The sequence below is a fragment of the Micromonospora sp. NPDC049903 genome (assembly GCF_044460945.1).
In the GTDB taxonomy this organism is placed as follows: domain Bacteria; phylum Actinomycetota; class Actinomycetes; order Mycobacteriales; family Micromonosporaceae; genus Micromonospora.
In genome coordinates this window covers 82,732-102,510 of sequence record NZ_JBITKL010000006.1, presented here as the reverse complement: position 1 = coordinate 102,510, position 19,779 = coordinate 82,732, and the positions used below count along the sequence as shown (strand labels likewise).

General features: G+C 72.5%; 20 protein-coding genes. 14 read left to right on the top strand and 6 right to left on the bottom strand.

Features of this window, described 5'->3' with window-relative positions; translation table 11 throughout:
* Positions 1-63 precede the first annotated feature (63 nt).
* From ACIBO1_RS13105 to ACIBO1_RS13095, 3 genes are all read left to right on the top strand, one after another.
* Positions 64-282, top strand: a complete 219-nt coding sequence (locus ACIBO1_RS13105) for a DUF3039 domain-containing protein (RefSeq protein ID WP_131057695.1) — start codon at positions 64-66, stop codon at positions 280-282.
* Positions 283-322: 40 nt separating this feature from the next.
* Complete coding sequence (locus tag ACIBO1_RS13100) at positions 323-976, top strand: trimeric intracellular cation channel family protein (protein ID WP_396745053.1); 654 nt, start codon at positions 323-325, stop codon at positions 974-976.
* A 291-nt stretch (positions 977-1,267) separates the two neighbouring features.
* On the top strand, positions 1,268-2,992 hold the full coding sequence (locus ACIBO1_RS13095) for a DEAD/DEAH box helicase (protein ID WP_396745050.1): 1,725 nt from the start codon (positions 1,268-1,270) through the stop codon (positions 2,990-2,992).
* A gap of 194 nt (positions 2,993-3,186) precedes the next feature.
* Here the strand turns inward: ACIBO1_RS13095 and ACIBO1_RS13090 are convergent, their stop codons facing one another.
* Both ACIBO1_RS13090 and ACIBO1_RS13085 read right to left on the bottom strand, forming a co-directional pair.
* Positions 3,187-3,420, bottom strand: a complete 234-nt coding sequence (locus ACIBO1_RS13090) for a hypothetical protein (RefSeq protein WP_117226588.1) — start codon at positions 3,418-3,420, stop codon at positions 3,187-3,189.
* A 243-nt stretch (positions 3,421-3,663) separates the two neighbouring features.
* Positions 3,664-5,262 carry an RNA polymerase sigma factor gene (locus ACIBO1_RS13085; RefSeq protein WP_396745047.1) on the bottom strand — a complete coding sequence of 533 codons (1,599 nt, stop codon included), beginning with the start codon at positions 5,260-5,262 and terminating at the stop codon, positions 3,664-3,666.
* 287 nt (positions 5,263-5,549) lie between these two features.
* Here ACIBO1_RS13085 and ACIBO1_RS13080 point away from each other — a divergent pair, with 287 nt between their 5' ends.
* The gene (locus ACIBO1_RS13080; RefSeq protein ID WP_396745044.1) at positions 5,550-6,371 is read left to right on the top strand and encodes an inositol monophosphatase family protein; all 822 of its coding nucleotides are present in this window, start codon (positions 5,550-5,552) and stop codon (positions 6,369-6,371) included.
* A gap of 94 nt (positions 6,372-6,465) precedes the next feature.
* Here ACIBO1_RS13080 and ACIBO1_RS13075 read toward each other — a convergent pair whose 3' ends face one another.
* Positions 6,466-6,981: a LytR C-terminal domain-containing protein gene (locus ACIBO1_RS13075; protein ID WP_396745041.1), complete on the bottom strand. Its 516-nt coding sequence runs from the start codon at positions 6,979-6,981 to the stop codon at positions 6,466-6,468.
* Positions 6,982-7,412: 431 nt separating this feature from the next.
* On the opposite strand from ACIBO1_RS13075, the gene ACIBO1_RS13070 reads away from it, so the two are divergent.
* Together ACIBO1_RS13070 and ACIBO1_RS13065 are read left to right on the top strand one after the other, a co-directional pair.
* Positions 7,413-7,709, top strand: coding sequence for a DUF4193 domain-containing protein (locus ACIBO1_RS13070; protein WP_007075406.1), 297 nt, complete (start codon positions 7,413-7,415; stop codon positions 7,707-7,709).
* A 222-nt stretch (positions 7,710-7,931) separates the two neighbouring features.
* Positions 7,932-8,777: a hypothetical protein gene (locus tag ACIBO1_RS13065; RefSeq protein ID WP_396745038.1), complete on the top strand. Its 846-nt coding sequence runs from the start codon at positions 7,932-7,934 to the stop codon at positions 8,775-8,777.
* A 96-nt stretch (positions 8,778-8,873) separates the two neighbouring features.
* Here ACIBO1_RS13065 and ACIBO1_RS13060 read toward each other — a convergent pair whose 3' ends face one another.
* On the bottom strand, positions 8,874-9,374 hold the full coding sequence (locus ACIBO1_RS13060) for a DUF3093 domain-containing protein (protein ID WP_396745433.1): 501 nt from the start codon (positions 9,372-9,374) through the stop codon (positions 8,874-8,876).
* 77 nt (positions 9,375-9,451) lie between these two features.
* Here ACIBO1_RS13060 and dut point away from each other — a divergent pair, with 77 nt between their 5' ends.
* The 4 genes from dut (at position 9,452) to ACIBO1_RS13040 (ending at position 11,876) form a co-directional block, all read left to right on the top strand.
* Positions 9,452-9,982 (top strand): dUTP diphosphatase, encoded by a 531-nt coding sequence (gene dut / locus ACIBO1_RS13055; RefSeq protein ID WP_350693932.1) that lies wholly within the window; start codon positions 9,452-9,454, stop codon positions 9,980-9,982.
* Complete coding sequence (locus tag ACIBO1_RS13050) at positions 9,979-10,647, top strand: DUF3710 domain-containing protein (protein WP_396745035.1); 669 nt, start codon at positions 9,979-9,981, stop codon at positions 10,645-10,647. The genes dut and ACIBO1_RS13050 overlap by 4 nt, the downstream gene beginning before the upstream one ends.
* 130 nt (positions 10,648-10,777) lie before the next feature.
* Positions 10,778-11,158, top strand: coding sequence for an OB-fold nucleic acid binding domain-containing protein (locus ACIBO1_RS13045; protein ID WP_396745032.1), 381 nt, complete (start codon positions 10,778-10,780; stop codon positions 11,156-11,158).
* A 31-nt stretch (positions 11,159-11,189) separates the two neighbouring features.
* A complete protein-coding gene (locus ACIBO1_RS13040) occupies positions 11,190-11,876 on the top strand; it encodes a DUF3159 domain-containing protein (protein WP_396745029.1) in 687 nt (228 codons plus the stop codon).
* Between the two features lie 13 nt (positions 11,877-11,889).
* Here ACIBO1_RS13040 and ACIBO1_RS13035 read toward each other — a convergent pair whose 3' ends face one another.
* Positions 11,890-12,579: a TrkA family potassium uptake protein gene (locus ACIBO1_RS13035; RefSeq protein WP_131056112.1), complete on the bottom strand. Its 690-nt coding sequence runs from the start codon at positions 12,577-12,579 to the stop codon at positions 11,890-11,892.
* Position 12,580: 1 nt separating this feature from the next.
* Complete coding sequence (locus ACIBO1_RS13030) at positions 12,581-13,243, bottom strand: potassium channel family protein (protein ID WP_396745026.1); 663 nt, start codon at positions 13,241-13,243, stop codon at positions 12,581-12,583.
* 152 nt (positions 13,244-13,395) lie between these two features.
* On the opposite strand from ACIBO1_RS13030, the gene ACIBO1_RS13025 reads away from it, so the two are divergent.
* From ACIBO1_RS13025 to dxs, 4 genes are all read left to right on the top strand, one after another.
* Positions 13,396-15,471: an APC family permease gene (locus ACIBO1_RS13025; protein WP_396745023.1), complete on the top strand. Its 2,076-nt coding sequence runs from the start codon at positions 13,396-13,398 to the stop codon at positions 15,469-15,471.
* Positions 15,468-16,721 (top strand): class I SAM-dependent RNA methyltransferase, encoded by a 1,254-nt coding sequence (locus ACIBO1_RS13020; RefSeq protein ID WP_396745020.1) that lies wholly within the window; start codon positions 15,468-15,470, stop codon positions 16,719-16,721. The genes ACIBO1_RS13025 and ACIBO1_RS13020 overlap by 4 nt, the downstream gene beginning before the upstream one ends.
* Positions 16,722-16,730: 9 nt before the next feature.
* On the top strand, positions 16,731-17,624 hold the full coding sequence (locus ACIBO1_RS13015; RefSeq protein WP_396745017.1) for an anhydro-N-acetylmuramic acid kinase: 894 nt from the start codon (positions 16,731-16,733) through the stop codon (positions 17,622-17,624).
* Positions 17,625-17,694: 70 nt separating this feature from the next.
* Positions 17,695-19,656 (top strand): 1-deoxy-D-xylulose-5-phosphate synthase, encoded by a 1,962-nt coding sequence (gene dxs / locus ACIBO1_RS13010; protein ID WP_396745014.1) that lies wholly within the window; start codon positions 17,695-17,697, stop codon positions 19,654-19,656.
* The last annotated feature ends 123 nt before the right edge of the window (positions 19,657-19,779 follow it).

The window sequence follows — 19,779 nt, the reverse complement described above, 5'->3', positions numbered from 1 at the left end:
CGGTCACCTCAGGTGGACCGGGGCCACAGTGACCTGCCAGACTTGTCGGTTGGAGGTGCAGACGTGAGCACTGAGGTCCTCGAGCGTCCGGAGCTGAAGGACGCCGACACCGGTCCGGAGATGTTCCACTACGTCCGGAAGGAAAAGATTGCCGAGAGTGCCGTCATGGGCACCTTCGTCGTGGCGCTGTGCGGAGAGACCTTCCCGGTGACGAAGACCCCCAAGAAGGGTTCGCCGGTCTGCCCCAAGTGCAAGGAGATCTACGACTCGTACCGCGAGTGACCCCGGGCCGACCGCCCGTACGCCCGCGTAACCTGCGGCGGTGACCACCTCCACCGCCCTGCTCCTGGCCGACCTGGCTGGGGTCGCGGTCTTCGCCGCCTCGGGAGCCTCTGCGGCGGTCGCCAAGCGACTCGACCTGTTCGGCGTGGTCTTCGTCGGTTTCGTCGCCGCCCTCGGCGGCGGGATCTTCCGTGACCTGGTCATCAACGAGGCACCGCCGCTGGCCTTCGGCGACTGGCGGTACGCGACCACGGCCGCGCTGACCGCCGGGGCGATCTTCTGGCTGCACCCGCAGTTCGCCCGGCTGCGTACCACCGTTCTGGTGCTGGACGCGGCCGGGCTCGGCCTGTTCACCGTCGTCGGCACCCTCAAGGCGCTCGAAGCCGGCGTGCCGGCCGTCGGCGCCTGCCTGATCGGGATGCTCACCGCGATCGGCGGCGGCCTGGTCCGCGACCTGCTCACCGGCGAGATTCCGGTGGTGCTGCGGCGGGAGATCTACGCGCTCGCGGCACTCGTCGGCGCGATCGTGGTCGCGGTCCTGTACGGCCTCGACCGCACCGGCCCGGCCCCGCTCACCGCCGCGGCGGGGCTGGCCTTCGGCATCCGTCTGGTGGCGCTGCGGCGACGGTGGTCGGCGCCGGTGGCGACACTGCGCCCGCCCCGCACCGGGGCGTCCGGGCCACCTCCGGAGTGACCGCCGCCCCTCCGGCCGCCCCGGGTGGCGGGGGGCGGCGTCGCGTCGCGGACGCGGTGCGGCAGCCGACGTGGCGTGCGACCTGCACGGTGGCCGTCGCGGCCGGGTAGTGGCGAAGGGCACCGGACGGCCGGTGTGGCGTCGCGTGGGGCCGGTCGCCGGTCCTGGTTATGCTGAGTCGGCCTTCGCGGCTTCTTCTGCGCGGAGGCGTTTTCGTGGGGCGACTACCGCGCCCCCGGCCCGGGTCCGCCGACCTACGGTCGGGACACTGCGGTCGGAGAGGAGCGAGCCGTGGCACCCCGGACGCCGGCGCTCGAGACGTTCCCGCCCCTACGGGCCTGGCAACGCAAGGCGATGGTGGAGTACCTGCGCCGTCGCAGCGAGGACTTCACCGCGGTCGCCACCCCCGGCGCCGGTAAGACCACCTTCGCCCTGCGGATCGCCGCCGAACTCCTCGCGGACGGCACCGTCGAGGCGGTGACCGTGGTGGCGCCGACCGAGCATCTGAAGACCCAGTGGGCGGACGCGGCGGCCCGGATCGGCATCCATCTCGACGCCGCGTTCCGTAACGCCGACCTGCACTCGTCGACGGACTTCCACGGTGCGGTGATCACCTACGCGCAGGTGGGTATGGCGCCGCACGTGCACCGGCGGCGCACCATGACCCGGCGCACCCTGGTCATCCTCGACGAGATCCACCACGCCGGCGACTCCCGCACCTGGGGCGACGGGGTGAAGGCCGCCTTCGAGCCCGCCGTACGCCGGCTGATGCTGACCGGTACGCCGTTCCGCTCCGACGACAATCCGATCCCGTTCGTCGAGTACGAGCGGGGCGGGGACGGGCTGCTGCGGTCCCGGGCCGACTCGGTGTACGGCTACAGCGACGCCCTGCGCGACGGTGTGGTGCGGCCGGTGCTGTTCCTGGCGTACTCCGGGGAGACCCGGTGGCGTACCAACGCCGGGGAGGAGCTGTCGGCCCGGCTGGGCGAGCCGATGACCCAGGATCTGATCGCCCAGGCCTGGCGTACCGCCCTGGACCCGGCCGGCGACTGGATGCCGCAGGTGCTGCGGGCCGCCGACGCCCGACTGACCGTGCTGCGCGAGGCGGGCATGCCCGACGCGGCGGGTCTGGTGATCGCCACCGACCAGCAGTCCGCCCGCTCGTACGCCAAGCTCATCGAGCAGGTCACCGGGGAGAAGGCGGCCGTCGTACTCTCCGACGACGTGGGCGCTTCGGCCCGGATCGCGACGTTCGCGGCGTCCGAGCAACGCTGGATGGTCGCGGTGCGGATGGTCTCCGAAGGGGTCGACATCCCCCGGCTGGCCGTCGGTGTCTACGCGACCAGTGCCAGCACCCCGCTGTACTTCGCGCAGGCGATCGGGCGGTTCGTCCGGGCCCGTCGCCCGGGGGAGACCGCCTCGGTGTTCCTGCCCAGCGTCCCGCACCTGCTCGGGCTGGCCAGCGAGATGGAGGCCGAGCGGGACCACGTGCTCGGCAAGCCGAAGGACCGCGAGGGCTTCGACGACGACCTGCTGGAGCGGGCCCAGCGCGACGACCAGGCCAGCGGCGAGCTGGAGAAGCGGTTCGCCGCGCTGTCCGCCACCGCCGAACTGGATCAGGTGATCTTCGACGGCGCCTCGTTCGGCACCGCCGCCCAGGCCGGCACCCCCGAGGAGGAGGAGTACCTGGGCCTGCCCGGGCTGCTCACCTCGGAGCAGGTGGCGGAGCTGCTGTCCAAGCGGCAGTCCGCGCAACTGGCGGCCCGCAAGCGCCGCGCCACCGAGCGACCGGCCGAACCGGCGGCACCGCCCGCGCCGGCACCGATGAACGCCGCACAGCGCCGAGTCGCGCTACGTCGTCAGCTCAACGCCCTGGTGGCCGCCCAGCACCACCGCACCGGCCAACCGCACGGAAAGATCCACGCCGAGCTCCGTCGCCTCTGCGGTGGCCCGCCCAGCGCCCAGGCCACCATCGAACAGCTCGAAGAGCGCATAGCCACCGTCCAGACCCTCTAACCCCACCCACCCCACCCCCGCCCACCCACCCCACCCTGACGCCCCGCCCACGCGGATGATCAAGAGGTTTGCGTCGGGGCGAGTCCGCGATCGTGGCCCAAACCTCTTGATCACCCGCGTCAGGGGGGCCTGGGTAGACGGAGCCGGCCGGAGGCCCTTGCGGGGCCTCCGGCCGGCGGTGTGTCTTGTGGGTTCTAGTTGGCCATCAGGTCGGCGCCGCGCCAAGTGAACTCCGGGTCCGTCGCGAACCGTACGGTGATCTTCACGAGATCTTCCGCGTACTTGTTGGCGTGGTGCCCACAGAACACCAGCTCACTGCCACCCGAGAGGGTGATCCGGAGCTTGCCGGCGGCATTGCAGCGGTCGCACCGTTCATCGGCGGCCGGGGGGCTCACCGTCTCGGGCGGCGGCGTGAGGGTCGGGGTCATCGCCTTCCTCCTCTGGTCGTCACCGATGAACACTCTCTTCGGTCTTGGTCACCTATCGTGCAACACCCTTGCAGGGCCTCGCCTTCCCTGTGTGCCCGCGGGGGACCGAGGTCACACCTGGCACGGACAGTGTGCCGTGCACCCAGGGTGCCACGTCAACGATCACATTCGTGCAACCACCTGATCACCATCCGGCGTTGACGCCTGGTGGTCAAAACGACACGATCAGTTGACGCGAGCTGATCAGTCGAGATAATCCCGGAGTACCTGGGAACGCGACGGGTGCCGCAGCTTGGACATCGTCTTGGACTCGATCTGCCGGATCCGTTCCCGGGTCACCCCGTAGACCTGCCCGATCTCGTCCAGCGTGCGCGGCTGGCCGTCGGTCAGGCCGAAGCGCAGGCGGACCACGCCCGCCTCCCGCTCGGACAGCGTCTGGAGCACCTGCTGGAGCTGGTCCTGCAGCAGCGAGAAGGACACCGCGTCGACCGCGACGACCGCCTCCGAGTCCTCGATGAAGTCACCGAGCTGGCTGTCGCCCTCGTCGCCGATGGTCTGGTCGAGCGAGATGGGCTCCCGGGCGTACTGCTGGATCTCCAGCACCTTCTCCGGTGTGATGTCCATCTCCTTGGCCAGTTCCTCCGGAGTGGGCTCACGACCCAGGTCCTGGAGCAGCTCGCGCTGTATCCGGCCCAGCTTGTTGATCACCTCGACCATGTGCACCGGGATGCGGATGGTGCGGGCCTGGTCGGCCATGGCGCGGGTGATGGCCTGGCGGATCCACCAGGTGGCGTAGGTGGAGAACTTGTAGCCCTTGGTGTAGTCGAACTTCTCGACGGCGCGGATGAGGCCGAGGTTGCCTTCCTGGATGAGGTCGAGGAAGGCCATGCCACGGCCCGTGTACCGCTTGGCGAGCGAGACGACCAGGCGGAGGTTGGCCTCCAGCAGGTGGTTCTTGGCGCGCTCGCCGTCGCGGGAGATCCAGAGCAGGTCGCGCTGCATCTCGCGGACGAGCTTCTCCTCGCCCTCGTCGGCCGCGCGCAGCCGCTCGGCGGCGTAGAGCCCGGCCTCGATCCGCTTGGCCAGCTCCACCTCCTGCTCGGCGTTGAGCAGCGGCACCTTGCCGATCTGCTTGAGGTACGCCCGGACGGAGTCGGCCGAGGCGGTCAGCTCGGCGTCGCGGCGCGCCTGCTTGAGCGCCTCGGACTCCTCGTCGTCCCACTCGAAGTCGTTGTCGGTGGCCGAGCTCGCCGCGTCGGCCTCGGCGGCCCGGGTCAGCTCGGCCGGCTCCTCGACCACCACGTCCTCGATCTCGGCGGCGAGCTCCTCGGGGTCGACCTCACCCTCGGCGCCCTCGCCCTTGCCGGCGGCCTTGGCCGGCTTGGCGCCGGTGGCGGCGGCCACCGTCGCCTTGGTGGCCCGGGTGGACTTCTTGGCGGGCACGACGGCCTTGGCCACGTCGGCGGTGGTGCCGGCGGCCTTGCGCGCGGTCGCCTTGCGGGGTGCCGGAGCCGGCGCCTCGTCGGACGAGGCCGCCTGCTTCGGGGCGGGCGGCGCCGCCTTCTTGGTGGTCTTGGCGGTGGTGGCCCGGGAGGCGGGAGTCGCGGAGCGGGCGGCGGCGACCCGGCGGCGGGTGCTGGCCGAACCGTCGACCACCACGGTCACCCCGGCCTCGGAGAGCGCCCGCAGGATCTTCTTGGCCTGGGCCGGAGTCACCTCGGCGGACTCGACGGTGCGCGCGAGCTGGGCCGACGTGAGCTGGCCGCCGGCGCTCTGCGCGTGGGCGATCAGGGTGTCGGTGAGCGAGCGAACGTCGGCGCCGGTCTGGCGGGGTTCTGTCACGAATGACCTTCCGGAGGCGAAGAGCGAGCACGGCCGGGATCGTCCGGCGCAGCGTGGGGCACCACGCCGGGCGATGTGGTTGAGGAACCCCCGTGTCCCCGGCCGACCGGTCGTCCGGTCGCCCGTGGCGGTGGGCAGGGGTGAATTGTAACGCCGTCTGCGGCGATCATCCTGCGCCGCACGGCTGACCGGCGGTCGAGACCGCCGATTCGGTGCACATCTGGACTTTGTAAGGATGATACCCGCGCAGGACTCGGAAACCCGGCCGTGCGGGAAGGGGACGGACGATGGACCGCTCGACGCCGCAGCCAGGGCAGTTGTTGGAGATCGCGATCGAGGTAGCGCGGGAGGCAGCGGCCACCGCGTACCGGATGAGGGTCGAGGGCGTCTCCGTGGCGGCCACCAAGAGCACCGCCACCGACGTGGTGACCGCGGCCGACCGGGCGGTGGAGCGCCAGATCGTCGACGCGCTGCGCCTGCGACGTCCGGACGACGCGGTGCTGGGCGAGGAGTACGGCGCGACGGAGCGCGGCACGGCCGCACCGGCGCGAGTGCGGTGGATCGTGGATCCGATCGACGGCACGGTCAACTACCTGTACGGACTGGCCCACTGCGCGGTGTCGATCGCCGCAGAGGTGGACGGCGAGGTCGTGGCGGGGGTGGTGCGCAACATCCACACCGGCGAGGAGTGGACCGCGACGGCCGGCGGCGGTGCCTGGCGGGACGGCCGGCGGCTGCGCGGCTCCACCGAGACCGACCTCGGGCAGACGCTCGTGATCACCGGCTTCGGCTACGACCCGGCCCGACGTGCCCACCAGGCCCGGGTGGTGACCGAGTTGATCGCGCACGTCCGGGACATCCGTCGACTCGGCGCCGCCGCCGTCGACCTCTGCCTGGTCGCCGAGGGGCGGGCCGACGCGTTCTACGAGAAGGGCCTGGCGGACTGGGACCGGGCGGCCGGCGGGCTGGTGGCCACCGAGGCCGGCCTGCGGATCGGCGGGATCGACGGGCAGGGCCCCGGGCCGGACATGGTCATCGCCGCGCCGCCGGAGCTGTTCGCGCCCCTGCACGACCGGCTGGCCGCGCTGGACGCCTCCGGCGGCCCGTGATCGTCCGGCCGGGTGAGCCGAAGTCGGGACGCTCGGCCGATCAGATTCGGCCCGCCCGGCTCGTCCGGTCCACCCGGTCGGACCGATCCGTCGGTCAGTCCTCTATCGGCATCGGGCAGGTGCCCGGCGGGGCCACCGGCGAACCGAGGTCGCCGAGGGACTGGTTGACCTCGGTGGTGGTCGCCAGTTGCCGGAAGCCGTTGCCGAGGATCACGTCCACCACGTCGTCCTCGCGCTTGGCGTCGTACTCGTACTCGGCGTTGTTCAGGAAGTACGCCCGCAGCAGGTGGGCGGAGCCGACGCCCTTCGGGCCGTACCGCAGCACCGCCACGTCGTCGACCTGCTTCTTCTGGTTGCCTTCCTTCTGGACCTGGAAGTCGCGGTTGCGGAACTCGTCGCCCACGCTGCTGGCCAACCCGGGGCGGTCGGTGGCGTTCAACACTTTGATCTTGACGTCCTTGCGCTCACGCAACGTCACGTCGGCGCGGGGCCAGTCCTCCGGGCAACCCTGGGCGGAGCCCGCGTTACCCTGGGTGTCCTTGACGAGGGCGACGACCACGAAGACCAGGGCGACCACCGCCAGCATGCCGACGACAACGAGTGCTCGCACTCGCGCAAAGCTCATCAGGGCGCTCCCGGGCGATGGATGGGTGGCAGCGGCCGTCGGCGTGGGGGCCGTCCCGCCGGCCGCCGGGTACGCCGCTGAGGTTAACGGTTGTCCGACCGTCGCGTGGAAACAGTCCGACATACCGGCGCGCCACCCTGGAACCGGGTACTACTACCCCTATCTTCGTGTCGCCTGAGTCACATTGGGAACAACTTCCCGTGCAGGGGCGTACATCTCAGCCACGAGGGCGGTATACATGCCTCGCCCAAGGGGGGGTAGGTTCCGCGCTCGTCGGGGAGATCCTCTGGCGGTCTGGCCCACGCAGTCGTCGGGTCGGGTGGCCGACACTTGCGGTGGCCGGCCAGCGGAACCGAAACAGCGTCGTCCGGCGTTACAACCGGAAGCGACAACATCGAAATGGGAGAGTGAAACCGATGGCCACCGACTACGACGCCCCGCGCCGCGACGAGGTCGACCTCGGCGAGGACAGCCTCGAAGAGCTCAAGGCCCGGCGCGTCGACTCACAGTCGGGTGCCGTGGACGTCGACGAGGCGGAGGTGGCGGAGAGCTTTGAGCTGCCCGGCGCCGACCTCGCCGACGAGGAGCTCACGGTCAAGGTGCTACCGATGCAGCAGGACGAGTTCCGCTGTGCCCGGTGTTTCCTGGTGCACCACCGCAGCCAGCTTGCGGTCGAGCGCAACGGCGAGTTGATCTGCCGTGAGTGTGTCTGACCGACGGCCCGACACCACCACCACAGCGGCGGCTCCGGCACGGAGCCGCCGCTACCCGGCTCGGCGAGCGGCGACGCCCGAGACCTGATTCACTCGTGAGGTGACGTGCCACGTGGTGGCCGTCAGCCGGGGGAGGTCAGGCATGGGCGCGCGGCGACGGTCGAGTCATCGGTCCCGTACCGCGGTGTCGCGTGGCGGCACGGAGGGCAGCGGAGTGGCGGCATGAGCGAGCCGAACGCGAACGGGCGGGACGTGAACGGGCGGGACGCGGACGAGCAGAGTACGGACCAGCGGGGCACGGACGAACTGGGCGCGACGGTGGTCGCGCTGACCGCCGACGACGTCGAGCCGGCGAAACGCCGCCAGTTGCTCGGGCGGCTGGTGGGGCAGGCCCGGGCCCGGGGCATCGGTGACCTGTTCAAGCCGAAGGCCGCCGTGCGCTGGATGGTCGACACCGTCGCCGAGATCGCCCCGCACGTACCGATCCGGGATCTGGCCACCCTGCGCCGACACTTCCCGGGCCTGGACGACGAGCAGTTGGCCGACCGGCTGGTGCGTAACGCGTCCCGGGCGACGGCGGGGATCGGCGCGGCCGGCGGCGGCGCCTCCGCGGTGCAGTGGACGGTCACCCCGAGCCTGCTGTCCGCGCCGGTGCTGCTGGCCGCCGAGACGGTCACCGTGGTGGCGATCGAGCTGAAGCTGACCGGCGAGCTGCACGAGATCTACGGCGTGCCGCTGCCCAGCGGCGGCACCGAACGCACCGTCGCCCTGGTGCAGGCGTGGGCCAACCGGCGCGGGGTCAACCCGATGATGCCGGGCGTGGGGGTGGGCGCCGTGCTCGGCACCGCCGCCCGCCACGAGCTGCGGGACACCCTGCTCAAGCGGTTCGGTCGCAACCTGACCACGCTCGGGCCCTTCCTGACCGGCGCGGCGGTGGCGAGTTTCCTGAACCGGCGGGCCACCCGGGCGCTCGCCGACGAGCTCCGCACCGACCTGCGCCGCCAGCGGCGGACGCTGCCCGATGGGCCGCCCGCGCCCGGTGGCCCGCCCGCGTTGCCCGCTTCCTGACCGACCGCCCCGCGCGACGGCTGAGCCCCGGAACAGCGTCGGCAGCGGCCCTGAAAGCGTCGAGGAGGCCCGAGCGCGCCCGGGGTGGGGTGGGAGTCAGCGTGCCGCGTCGCGGGCGGCCAGGAGCGCCTCGGCGAGTTCGACCGGGCGTCGGGAACTGACCACCCAGAACGGGGTGGGATCGTCCGGGTCGTCGAGGACCACTTGGACCGCGCCGGAGATCCACGGCCGCTGCACCACGAAGGCCAGCGGGTCGGCGGCGACACCGAGCACCTCACGCCGCCCGTCGGCGTCCAACGCGACGGCGTCGGCGACGAAGCGCACCGGCAGTCGGGCGTCGTCGACCTGAAGCTCCCCGCCGGTCACCGCGACCCGGATCCGGCCCAGCCACGCCATGGTCGCCAGCGCGAGCGGGACGAGCACCGCGAACGGCAGCCAGGCGCGTACGCCGGCCGCGCCCATCCAGACCTCCACCGAGAGCAGCGCGGCGACCGCGATCCCGGCCGGCCACAGCCACCAGGGCAGACGGAGCCGTTCGGCGTACGTCGGGATCGCCGTGGTGCGGGAGGGGGACGGTGACGTGCTCACTCGTGCCAGGGTACGGCGCGCGGCGGGCCGGGTACCGGGCAGGATGGCAGGGTCACCCCCAGCGGAACGGACGAAAGAGGTAGACCGTGACCGACCTGGTGCCCGTGCCGGTACGGCAACTCGACCCCGAGCTGCCGCTGCCGGCGTACTCGCATCCCGGTGACGCCGGTGCCGACCTGGTGGCCGCCGCCGACGTCGAGTTGCCGCCCGGCGGCCGGGCGTTGGTGCCGACCGGCGTGGCGATCGCGTTGCCCGAGGGGTACGTGGGCCTGGTCCACCCCCGATCGGGGCTCGCGGCCAGACTCGGCGTGACGGTGCTCAACGCGCCCGGTACGGTCGACGCCGGCTACCGGGGTGAGATCCTGGTCAACCTGATCAACCATGATCGGGCCGCACCGGTGAAGATCTCGCGGGGCGACCGGATCGCGCAACTCGTTGTGCAGCGGGTGGAACGGGCGGCCTTCCGGCCGGTGGCCGAGCTGCCCGCGTCCGGACGCGGGACCGGCGGGCACGGCTCCACCGGCGGACACGTCGGGCTGGTGCCGCCGCCGGCCACGGACGGCGTGGACGGAAGAGATGGCACGGTGAGTGCGAACAGCGGAGGGTGGACGCAGTGATCTTCTCCCGAAAGCGGGCCGCGGGACGGCACGCCCGTGACGAGCGAGCCACGGACGCGCTCCAGACGGTCGACGGCGCCGAGTCGGCGCCGGCGGCACCGGCGCGCGGGCCGTACGACGTCTCCGAGGCGCCGGACGGGGTGCAGCGACTCGACCTGGGCAGCCTGCAGATCCCAGCGATCCCCGAGGTCGAGGTGCGGGTACAGGCCGACCCGCAGGGGGTGATCCAGCAGGTGGTGCTGGTGCACGGGCCGAGCGCCCTGCAACTCGGCGTCTTCGCCGCGCCGCGCTCGGAGGGGATCTGGGAGGAAGTGCGCGAGGAGATCCGCAAGTCGTTGTTCAACGACGGCGCGGCCGCCCAGGAGGTCGTCGGCGAGTACGGCACCGAGCTGCACGCCCGGGTGCGTACCGAGGACGGGCTGACCGACCTGCGGTTCGTCGGTGTCGACGGGCCGCGGTGGATGGTCCGGGCGGTGTACCAGGGCGCGGCGGCCACCGACCCGGACGCCGCCGGTCCGCTGGCCGACTGCCTCAACGGCCTGGTCGTCGACCGGGGACAGGAGGCCAAGCCGGTGCGGGAACCGCTGCCGCTGCGCCTGCCCCGCGAGGCGGCCGATCAGGTCGAGGCCGGTGCCGAGACGGCGCCGGCACCCGGTACGCGCTGAGCCAGGCTCCGGCGAACGCGCCGCAACGGCCCGGACCGGCGTACGCTGGCGTGAACCGTTCCGGCGCCGCCGGGAGCACGGCGGGTGCCGGAGACGTCCCGGCCGGCGTGGATGGGGTGACGCGGAGGTCATGGGCACCGGCGAGGGTCGGGGTTCGCTGCGGCGGATGCTGCGACGGCTCACCGCCAGCGAGGCCGAGATCGAGGCCCAGCAGTTGCAGCGGGACAGCGCCCGGTGCGGCGGTGTCCCGGCGGCGCAGTGTGCCCGGGGCCAGGTGGCGTCGGTCACCGGCCGCCTGCGTACGGTGGTCTACACGCCGCGCACCAACCAGCCGGCGCTGGAGGCCGACCTCTACGACGGCAGTGACGTCGTGACGCTGGTCTGGCTGGGGCAGCGACGCATCACCGGCATCGAACCCGGGCGACACCTGACCGCGAAGGGGCGGATCGCGGTGCGGGACGACCGCAAGGTGATCTACAACCCGTACTACGAGTTGGAGCCGTCGACGTGACTGCGCGGGCGCGGCGGATGAAAGGCGGGCGATGACCACCGGACAGCACCCGGCCACCCAGCCGGAGACCGAGCCGACCGACGAGGAGCGGCTGCCGACCGTCGCCGAGCAGATGGCCGACCAACTCGGCGGATGGCGGGGGCTGGTCGAGTCCAGCATCCCGGTGGTCGTCTTCGTGGTGGTCAACATCCTCGGCGAACTGCGTCCCGCGGTGATCGCGTCGGTGGGTGTGGCGGTCCTGATCGGCGTGCTGCGGCTGGCCCAGCGCCGGCCGGTGCGCCACGCGGTCAACGGGCTGTTCGGCATCGGCATCGGTGCCGCCATCGCCTGGCGGACCGGCGAGGCCCGCGACTTCTATCTGCCCGGCATCCTCTACGGCATCGGCTACGGAGTGGCGCTGCTGGTCTCGGCGGTGATCCGGCAACCCCTGGTCGGCTGGCTGTGGTCGGTGCTGGTGGCCAAGGGCAGCTCCGAGTGGCGCGACGACCCGAAGCTGGTGCGTACCTTCACCGGCCTGACCGTGCTGTGGGGCGTGGTCTGGCTGGCCAAGGTCGGCGTGCAGGCCGGGCTCTACCTGGCGCAGCAGGACACCGCGCTGGGCGTGGCCCGGCTCGCGTTGGGCTACCCGCCGTACGTGCTGCTGTTGCTGATCACGGTCTGGACCGTCCGGCGGGTCATGCGGGAGTCGGAGCCGGAGCCGACGCCGCTGCCGAGCTGACCCGGGCGGCGGCTCAGCGCGACTCCCGGGTGCGCTCGACGCTGTCCGGGCCGAGGATCACCGCGCGTACCGCGTCCTCCATCTCGGCGGTGCACACGAAGATCAGCTCGTCGCCGGCCTCGACCGGGTCGTCGGGGCTGGGCACCAGGACCCGCTTGCCGCGCAGGATGGCCACCAGCGCGGCGTCCCGGGGCAGCGGCACCGCCCGCAGCGGCTGCCCGACGTAGGGCGCGGTCGGCGGCAGCGTGATCTCGACGAGGTTGGCCTCACCCTGCCGGAAGGTCATCAGGCGGACCAGGTCACCGACGGTCACCGCCTCCTCGACCAGGGCGGCCATCACGCGCGGCTTGCTGACCGCCACGTCCACGCCCCACTGCTCGGTGAAGAGCCACTCGTTCTCGGCCCGGTTGACGCGGGCGACCACCCGGGGCACCGCGAACTCGGTCTTGGCCAGCAGTGAGACCACGAGGTTGGCCTTGTCGTCGCCGGTGGCGGCGACCACCACGTCACAACCGGCGAGGTCGGCCTGCTCCAGGCTGGTCAGCTCGCAGGCGTCGGCCAGTACCCACTGCGCGTCCGGGACCCGCTCCGGCCGCAGCTTCCGCCGCTGCCGCTCGATGAGCATCACCTGGTGGCCGTTCTCGATCAGCTCCTGGGCGATCGAGCGGCCCACGTTGCCGGCACCGGCGATGGCGACCCGCATGTCACTGTCCCCCTTCCGGCGCCGCCGCCGTGGCGGTGACCGTGGCCACCATGTCGTCGGTGACCAGCATGAAGACCTGATCGCCCTCCTGCACCACGCTGGAACCGGTGGACAGCGTGCCGATGCCGAAGCGGATCAGGTACGCCACCCGGGCCCCGGTGGCCTCCTCCAGCGCCCGGACCGGCCGACCGATCCAATCCTCGTGCACCGGCACCTCGATGATCGAGACCGTGCTGGTCGGGTCGCGGAAGATCTCCACGTTGCCCTCCGGCAGCAGGTGCCGCAGCATCCGGTCGGCGGTCCAGCGGACGGTGGCCACGGTGGGGATGCCGAGGCGCTCGAAGACCTGGGCGCGACGCTGGTCGTAGATGCGGGCCGCCACCCGGGACACGCCGAACGTCTCGCGGGCCAGCCGGGCCGAGATGATGTTGGAGTTGTCGCCGCTGGAGACGGCGGCGAAGGCGTCGGCCCGTTCGATGCCGGCCTCGCGCAGCACGTCGCCGTCGAAACCGGCCCCGGTGACCGTGATCCCGGCGAAGTCCGGCCCCAGTCGGCGGAACGCCTCGGCGTCGTGGTCGATCACCGCCACCGAGTGCCCCCGGGCTTCGAGGCTGTGCGCCAGGGTCGACCCGACCCGGCCACACCCCATGATCACGATATGCACGCTTCCTCCCACGGTGCGTACCGCCGCGCCTCGTCGCCTGCGAGCCTGCCACGTCGGCGTCGCGGACGGGGACCGACGGTACTCCGGCCTCGGGAGCGGCTGCGGGCGACCACCGCGCGTCCCGGGCGACAGCGGTCGTACGCTTGGCGGTTGTGGCCCGATCCACCTCCCTGTTGAAGCGGCTGCTCGTCGGTCGACCGTTCCGGTCCGACCGCCTCAAGCACACCCTCCTACCGAAGCGCATCGCCCTGCCCGTCTTCGCCTCGGACGCGCTGTCCAGCGTGGCGTACGCGCCGGACGAGATCCTTCTGATGCTCTCCATCGCGGGGGCCTCGGCCTTCGTGTTCTCGCCGTGGGTGGCCCTCGGCGTCGTCGTGGTGATGCTGACCGTGGTGGCCAGCTACCGGCAGAACGTGCACGCCTACCCCTCGGGCGGCGGCGACTACGAGGTGGCCACGGTCAACCTCGGCCGACGGGCCGGGGTCGGGGTGGCCAGCGCCCTGCTGGTCGACTACGTGCTGACGGTCGCCGTGTCGGTCTCCTCCGGGGTGGCCAACCTCGGCTCGGTGATTCCCTTCGTGGCGACCCACAAGGTGCTGATCGCGGTCTGCGCGGTGGTCCTGCTCACCGCGGTCAACCTGCGGGGGCTCAAGGAGGCGGGCAGCGCGTTCGCCATCCCCACCTACGGCTTCATGATCGTCATCATCGGCATGATCCTCACCGGGCTGGTCCGCATCGTGGTGCTCGGTGAGGACCTGCGCGCACCCAGCGCCGACCTGGTCATCGCCGCCGAGTGGCACGACACCACCGGCTGGGCGATGGCCTTCCTGCTGCTGCGCAGCTTCTCGTCCGGGTGCGCCGCGCTCACCGGCGTCGAGGCGATCTCCAACGGGGTGCCGGCGTTCAAGGCGCCCAAGAGCCGCAACGCCGCCACCACGCTGCTGATGCTCGGCCTGGTCGCGGTGACCATGCTGGTCGGCATCGTCTGGTTGGCCCGGCTCACCGGGTTGCAGTTCGTCGAGGACCCGGGCCACCAGATCGTCGGGGGTCCGGACGGGTACGTGCAGAAGACCGTCACCGCGCAGCTCGCCGAGACCATCTTCGGATCCGGTTCGATCCTGCTGTTCCTGGTGGTCGGGGTGACCGCCACGATCCTGTTCGTGGCCGCGAACACCGCCTTCACCGGCTTCCCGGTGCTCGGCTCGATCCTGGCCCAGGACCGCTACCTGCCCCGGCAACTGCACACCCGGGGCGACCGGCTGGCCTTCTCCAACGGCATCCTGTTCCTGGCCGCCTTCGCGATCGTGCTGATCGTCGGCTTCCAGGCCGAGGTGACCAAGCTCATCCAGCTCTACATCGTCGGGGTCTTCGTCTCGTTCACGCTCTCCCAGGCCGGCATGATCCGGCACTGGAACCGGCTGCTGCGCACCGAACGCGATCCCCGGGTGCGGTCCCGGATGGTCCGTTCCCGGGCGATCAACACCTTCGGCATGGCGATGACCGGAACGGTGCTGGTCATCGTGCTGATCACCAAGTTCCTGCTGGGCGCCTGGATCGCGATCGTCGCGATGGGCGTGATCTATCTGCTGATGCTGGCCATCCGCCGGCACTACGACCGGGTCGCGGTGGAACTGACCCCGGACGACGGTCGCCCGGTGCTGCCCGCCCGTAACCACGCGATCGTGCTGGTCAGCAAACTGCACCAGCCGACGCTGCGGGCGGTCGCGTACGCGCAGGCCACCCGGCCGGACACGCTGACCGCGGTGACCGTCAACGTGGACGACACCGACACCCGGCAGTTGCAGGCGGACTGGGAGCGGAGGGAGGTGCCGATCACGCTGACCGTGATCGACTCGCCGTACCGGGAGATCACCCGGCCGATCCTGAACTACGTGGCGGGGGTCCGCCGCGAGTCACCGCGCGACGTGGTCACGGTCTTCATCCCCGAGTACGTGGTCGGCCGCTGGTGGGAGAACCTGTTGCACAACCAGAGCGCGCTGCGGCTCAAGGGCCGCCTGCTCTTCGAACCGGGAGTGATGGTGACCAGTGTGCCGTGGCAGCTCGCCTCGACCGCCGGCAAGGACCTGGACCGGATGGACGCCACGCTGAGCCGGGGACCGGCCCGGGGGCCTCGGGTGACGCCGCGCAGCACGCTGCCGCCGCACGTCCCGCCGGCCGGCTCGGTGGCGTCCCGCGACGGCGAGACGCCGGGCGGTGAGTCGCGATGAGCGGTCCGGTCGGCGGCGGGCTGGAGGAGGCCCAGCGGGTCGAGCTGACCGTCGCGGCGGTCGCCCCCGGTGGCCACTGCGTGGCCCGGGTCGACGGGCAGGTGGTCTTCGTCCGGCACGCGCTGCCCGGCGAACGGGTGGTGGCCGAGGTCACCGAGGTGCACCGGGGATTCGTCCGGGCCGACGCGGTGACCGTGCTGGAGCCCGCCGCGCAGCGGGTCACCCCGCCCTGCCCGTACGCCCGGCCGGGCCAGTGCGGCGGGTGCGACCTGCAACACGTCGCCCCGCAGGCCCAACTCGGCTGGAAGACCACGGTCGTCCGCGAGCAACTCGTCCGGATCGGCGGCCTCGACGAGGCCGCCTGCGACGCGCTGGGCGTCCGGGTCGAGGCGCTACCCGGCGGGCCGCTGGGCTGGCGCTCCCGGGTCCGCTACGCGGTCGACGCGGCGGGCCGGGCCGGGCTGCTCAAACACCGCTCGCACGAGGTGGTGCCGATCGACCGCTGCCTGATCGCCCACCCGGCCGTGCAGGACCTGCCGGTGCTCACCTCCGCCGGTACGCGGTGGCCGGACGACGAGGCGGTGGAGACGGTCGCGTCCACCGGCGGGGACGTGACGGTGACCGCCGTCGCGGCCGGGCGTACCCGGATCGTCAGCGGCCCGGAGCAGGTGCGCGAGCGGGCCGCGGGCCGGGAGTGGGCGCTGCCCGCCTCGTCCTTCTGGCAGGTGCACCCGGCGGCGGCGGACACGCTTGTCGACGCGGTGCTGGAGCTGACCGACCCGCAGCCGGGCGAGACCGCCTGGGACCTCTACGGCGGGGCCGGACTCTTCGCCGCCGCGCTGGCCGAACGGGTCGGCGAGTCGGGCCGGGTCACGCTGGTCGAGGCGGCCGGCGACGGTGCCACGGCGGCCCGGGAGAACCTGCGCGACCTGCCCCGGGTGGAGGTGGTGGCGGCCCGGGTGGAGACCGCGCTGGCCCGCCGCCGGATCACCGGCCCGGTCGACGTGGTGGTGCTCGATCCGCCTCGGTCGGGCGCCGGTGCCCGGGTGGTGCGCGACGTGGTCGCCGCCGGGCCGCGTGCCGTCGCCTACGTGGCCTGCGACCCGGCCGCGTTCGCCCGGGACCTGCGGGTCTTCACCGGGCTGGGCTGGCGGTTGGCGGCGCTGCGCGGCTACGACCTCTTCCCGATGACCCAGCACGTGGAGCTGGTCGGGCTGCTGGTCCCCGACCTCGCCGGGCAGACCGCCTAGCCTGGGCCGGTGAAGATCGTCGGGCTGATGTCGGGGACCTCCTACGACGGGGTGGACGTGGCGGTGGCCGAGTTCACCGTCGAGGGCGACACGCTGTGGCTGCGGCCGCTCGGACACCGGGGACTGGCCTACGACGACGCGCTGCGCGCCGCGATCGGGGCGGTGCTGCCGCCGGGCACGACCACGATCGCCGACGTGTGCCGGCTGGACAACCGGTTGGGCGAGGTGTTCGCCGAGGCGGCGGCCGTCGGCCTGGAGCTGGCCGGGGGCGGCGTCGACGTGGTGGTCTCGGCCGGATCGCCGGTGCTCGGGTACGACGTGGGTCCGGCCAACGCGTTGCTCGACGCCACCGCCGAGCGGTTGTTGGGGGTGCCCTGCGACCGGGACGGTGCCCGGGCGGCGGCCGGTCGGGTGCACGCCGGACTGCTCGCCGAGCTGCTGACCGAGCCGTACTACGCCGCTCCGGCGCCCAAGTCGACCGGCCGGGAGCTGTTCCACGCCGGGTACCTCGACCGGCGGCTGGCCGCTCTGGCGGGGCCGGTGGCCGTCGACGACGTGTTCGCCACGCTGACCGAGCTGACCGCACGGACGGTGACCGACGCCTGCGACCGGCACCGGGTGACCGAGGTTATCGCCGCCGGTGGCGGGGTTCGCAACCACACGCTGTGGCGTCGGCTGCGTACCACCGACGAGCTGGGCGTCCCGGCGCAGGCCAAGGAGGCGTACGCCTTCGCGCTGCTGGGGTGGCTGTCCTGGCACGGACTGCCGGGAGCGCTGCCCTCGGTGACCGGGGCGGACCGGGCCACCGTGCTCGGCTCCTGGACACCGGCCGGTCCGCCGGCCCGGTCCGCCACCGCGCCGGCCGGGGTGCTGCCGCCACGCCGACTACGGGTGCGGGCCTGACCTGGCGGTCAGGGTGGGGGCGCGGTGACCCGGGCTGCGAGGTGTGCGGAGGCCGATAGACTCTGCGGTCATGAGTGTTGAAGAGGACACGGCCAACCAGGGCCGGCTGCTGGCCACGGTGCACGGTCCCCAGGACGTCAAGCGGATGTCCGCCAGCGAACTGGACATTCTCAGCGCCGAGATCCGTGACTTCCTGGTCGCCAAGGTGTCCCGCACCGGGGGTCACATCGGCCCCAACCTGGGCGTGGTGGAGCTCACCCTCGCCATGCACCGGGTCTTCGACTCTCCCCGGGACCGGCTGCTGTTCGACACCGGTCACCAGGCGTACGTTCACAAGATCATTACCGGCCGCCAGGAGGGCTTCGACCAGCTGCGTCAGCGCGGCGGGCTCTCCGGCTACCCGAGCCGGGCCGAGAGCGACCACGACATCATCGAGAACTCGCACGCCTCCACCGCCCTGTCGTACGCCGACGGCCTGGCCAAGGCGTACGCGCTGCGGGGCGAGGCGCGCAGCGTGGTCGCCGTGGTCGGCGACGGGGCGCTGACCGGCGGCATGTGCTGGGAGGCGCTGAACAACATCGCCTCCGCCGGCAACCCGCTGGTGATCGTGGTCAACGACAACGGGCGCTCGTACGCGCCGACCATCGGCGGCCTCGCCGACCACCTCTCCACGCTGCGGCTGAACCCGGGCTACGAGAAGGTCCTCGACACGGTCAAGGACGCCCTCGGCTCGACGCCGCTGGTCGGCAAGCCGATGTACGAGGTGCTGCACGCGGTCAAGAAGGGCATCAAGGACGCCGTCGCGCCGCAGGCGATGTTCGAGGACCTCGGCATCAAGTACGTCGGCCCGGTCGACGGGCACGACGTGGCCGCCGTCGAGACCGCGCTGCGCGCCGCGAAGAACTTCGGTGGCCCGGTGATCGTGCACGCGGTCACCCGCAAGGGCTACGGCTACCGCCCCGCCGAGGAGGACGAGGCGGACTGCCTGCACGGCCCGGGCGGCGCGTTCGACGTGGAGACCGGCCAGCTGGTGGCCGCACCGTCGGTGAAGTGGACCCACGTCTTCGCTGACGAGCTGGTCGCGATCGCCGACGAGCGGCCCGACGTGGTGGGCATCACCGCCGCGATGGCCGAGCCCACCGGCATCGCGAAGCTGGCCCGCAAGTACCCCGAGCGCACCTACGACGTGGGCATCGCCGAGCAGCACGCCGCCACCTCGGCGGCCGGCCTGGCGCTCGGCGGGCTGCACCCGGTCGTGGCGGTCTACGCGACCTTCCTCAACCGGGCCTTCGACCAGGTCCTGCTGGACGTGGCGATGCACAAGCTGCCGGTCACCTTCGTGCTGGACCGGGCCGGCATCACCGGCCCGGACGGGCCGAGCCACTACGGCATCTGGGACATGTCGGTCTTCGGGGTGGTGCCGGGCCTGCGGATGGCGGCTCCCCGGGACGCCGCCACGCTGCGTGAGGAGCTGCGCGAGGCGGTCGCCGTCGACGACGGCCCGACCGTGCTGCGCTACCCGTCCGGTGCGGTCGCCGCCGACCTGCCCGCGATCCGCCGGATCGGCACGGTCGACGTACTGGCCGAGTCGGCGCGTACCGACGTGCTGCTCGTCGCGGTGGGCGCCTTCGGCCAGCTCGGCATGGAGGTCGCCGCCCGGGTCGCCGAGCAGGGCTACGGCGTCACCGTGGTCGACCCGCGCTGGGTGCGTCCGGTCCCGGCCGAGCTGGTCGAGCTGGCTGCCGGGCACCGCCTGGTGGTCACCGTCGAGGACGGCGTCCGGCTGGGCGGCGTCGGGGACGCGCTCGCCCAGGCCATGCGGGACGAGGGCGTCCAGGTGCCGCTGCGCGACCTGGGCGTACCGGCCGACTGGCACCCGCACGGCACCCGCGCGCAGATCCTGGCCGACCTCGGCCTGACCGCGCAGGACGTGGCACGCGACGTCACCGGCTGGATCTCCCGCCTGGAGACCACCCCGGTCGACCCGGCCCGCCTGACCTCCGAGAGCACCCCCACCCCCTCCGCCAACTGACCCGTCTGCGCCTCTCGCGCTCGGCCCTCAGGGCGGCCCGTGGGCGACACCACCCGCACACTGCCGTTACCGCCGTGCGGGTGGTGCCGCACGCCGTCGATCATGGAGTTCGGGCAGTGTTTT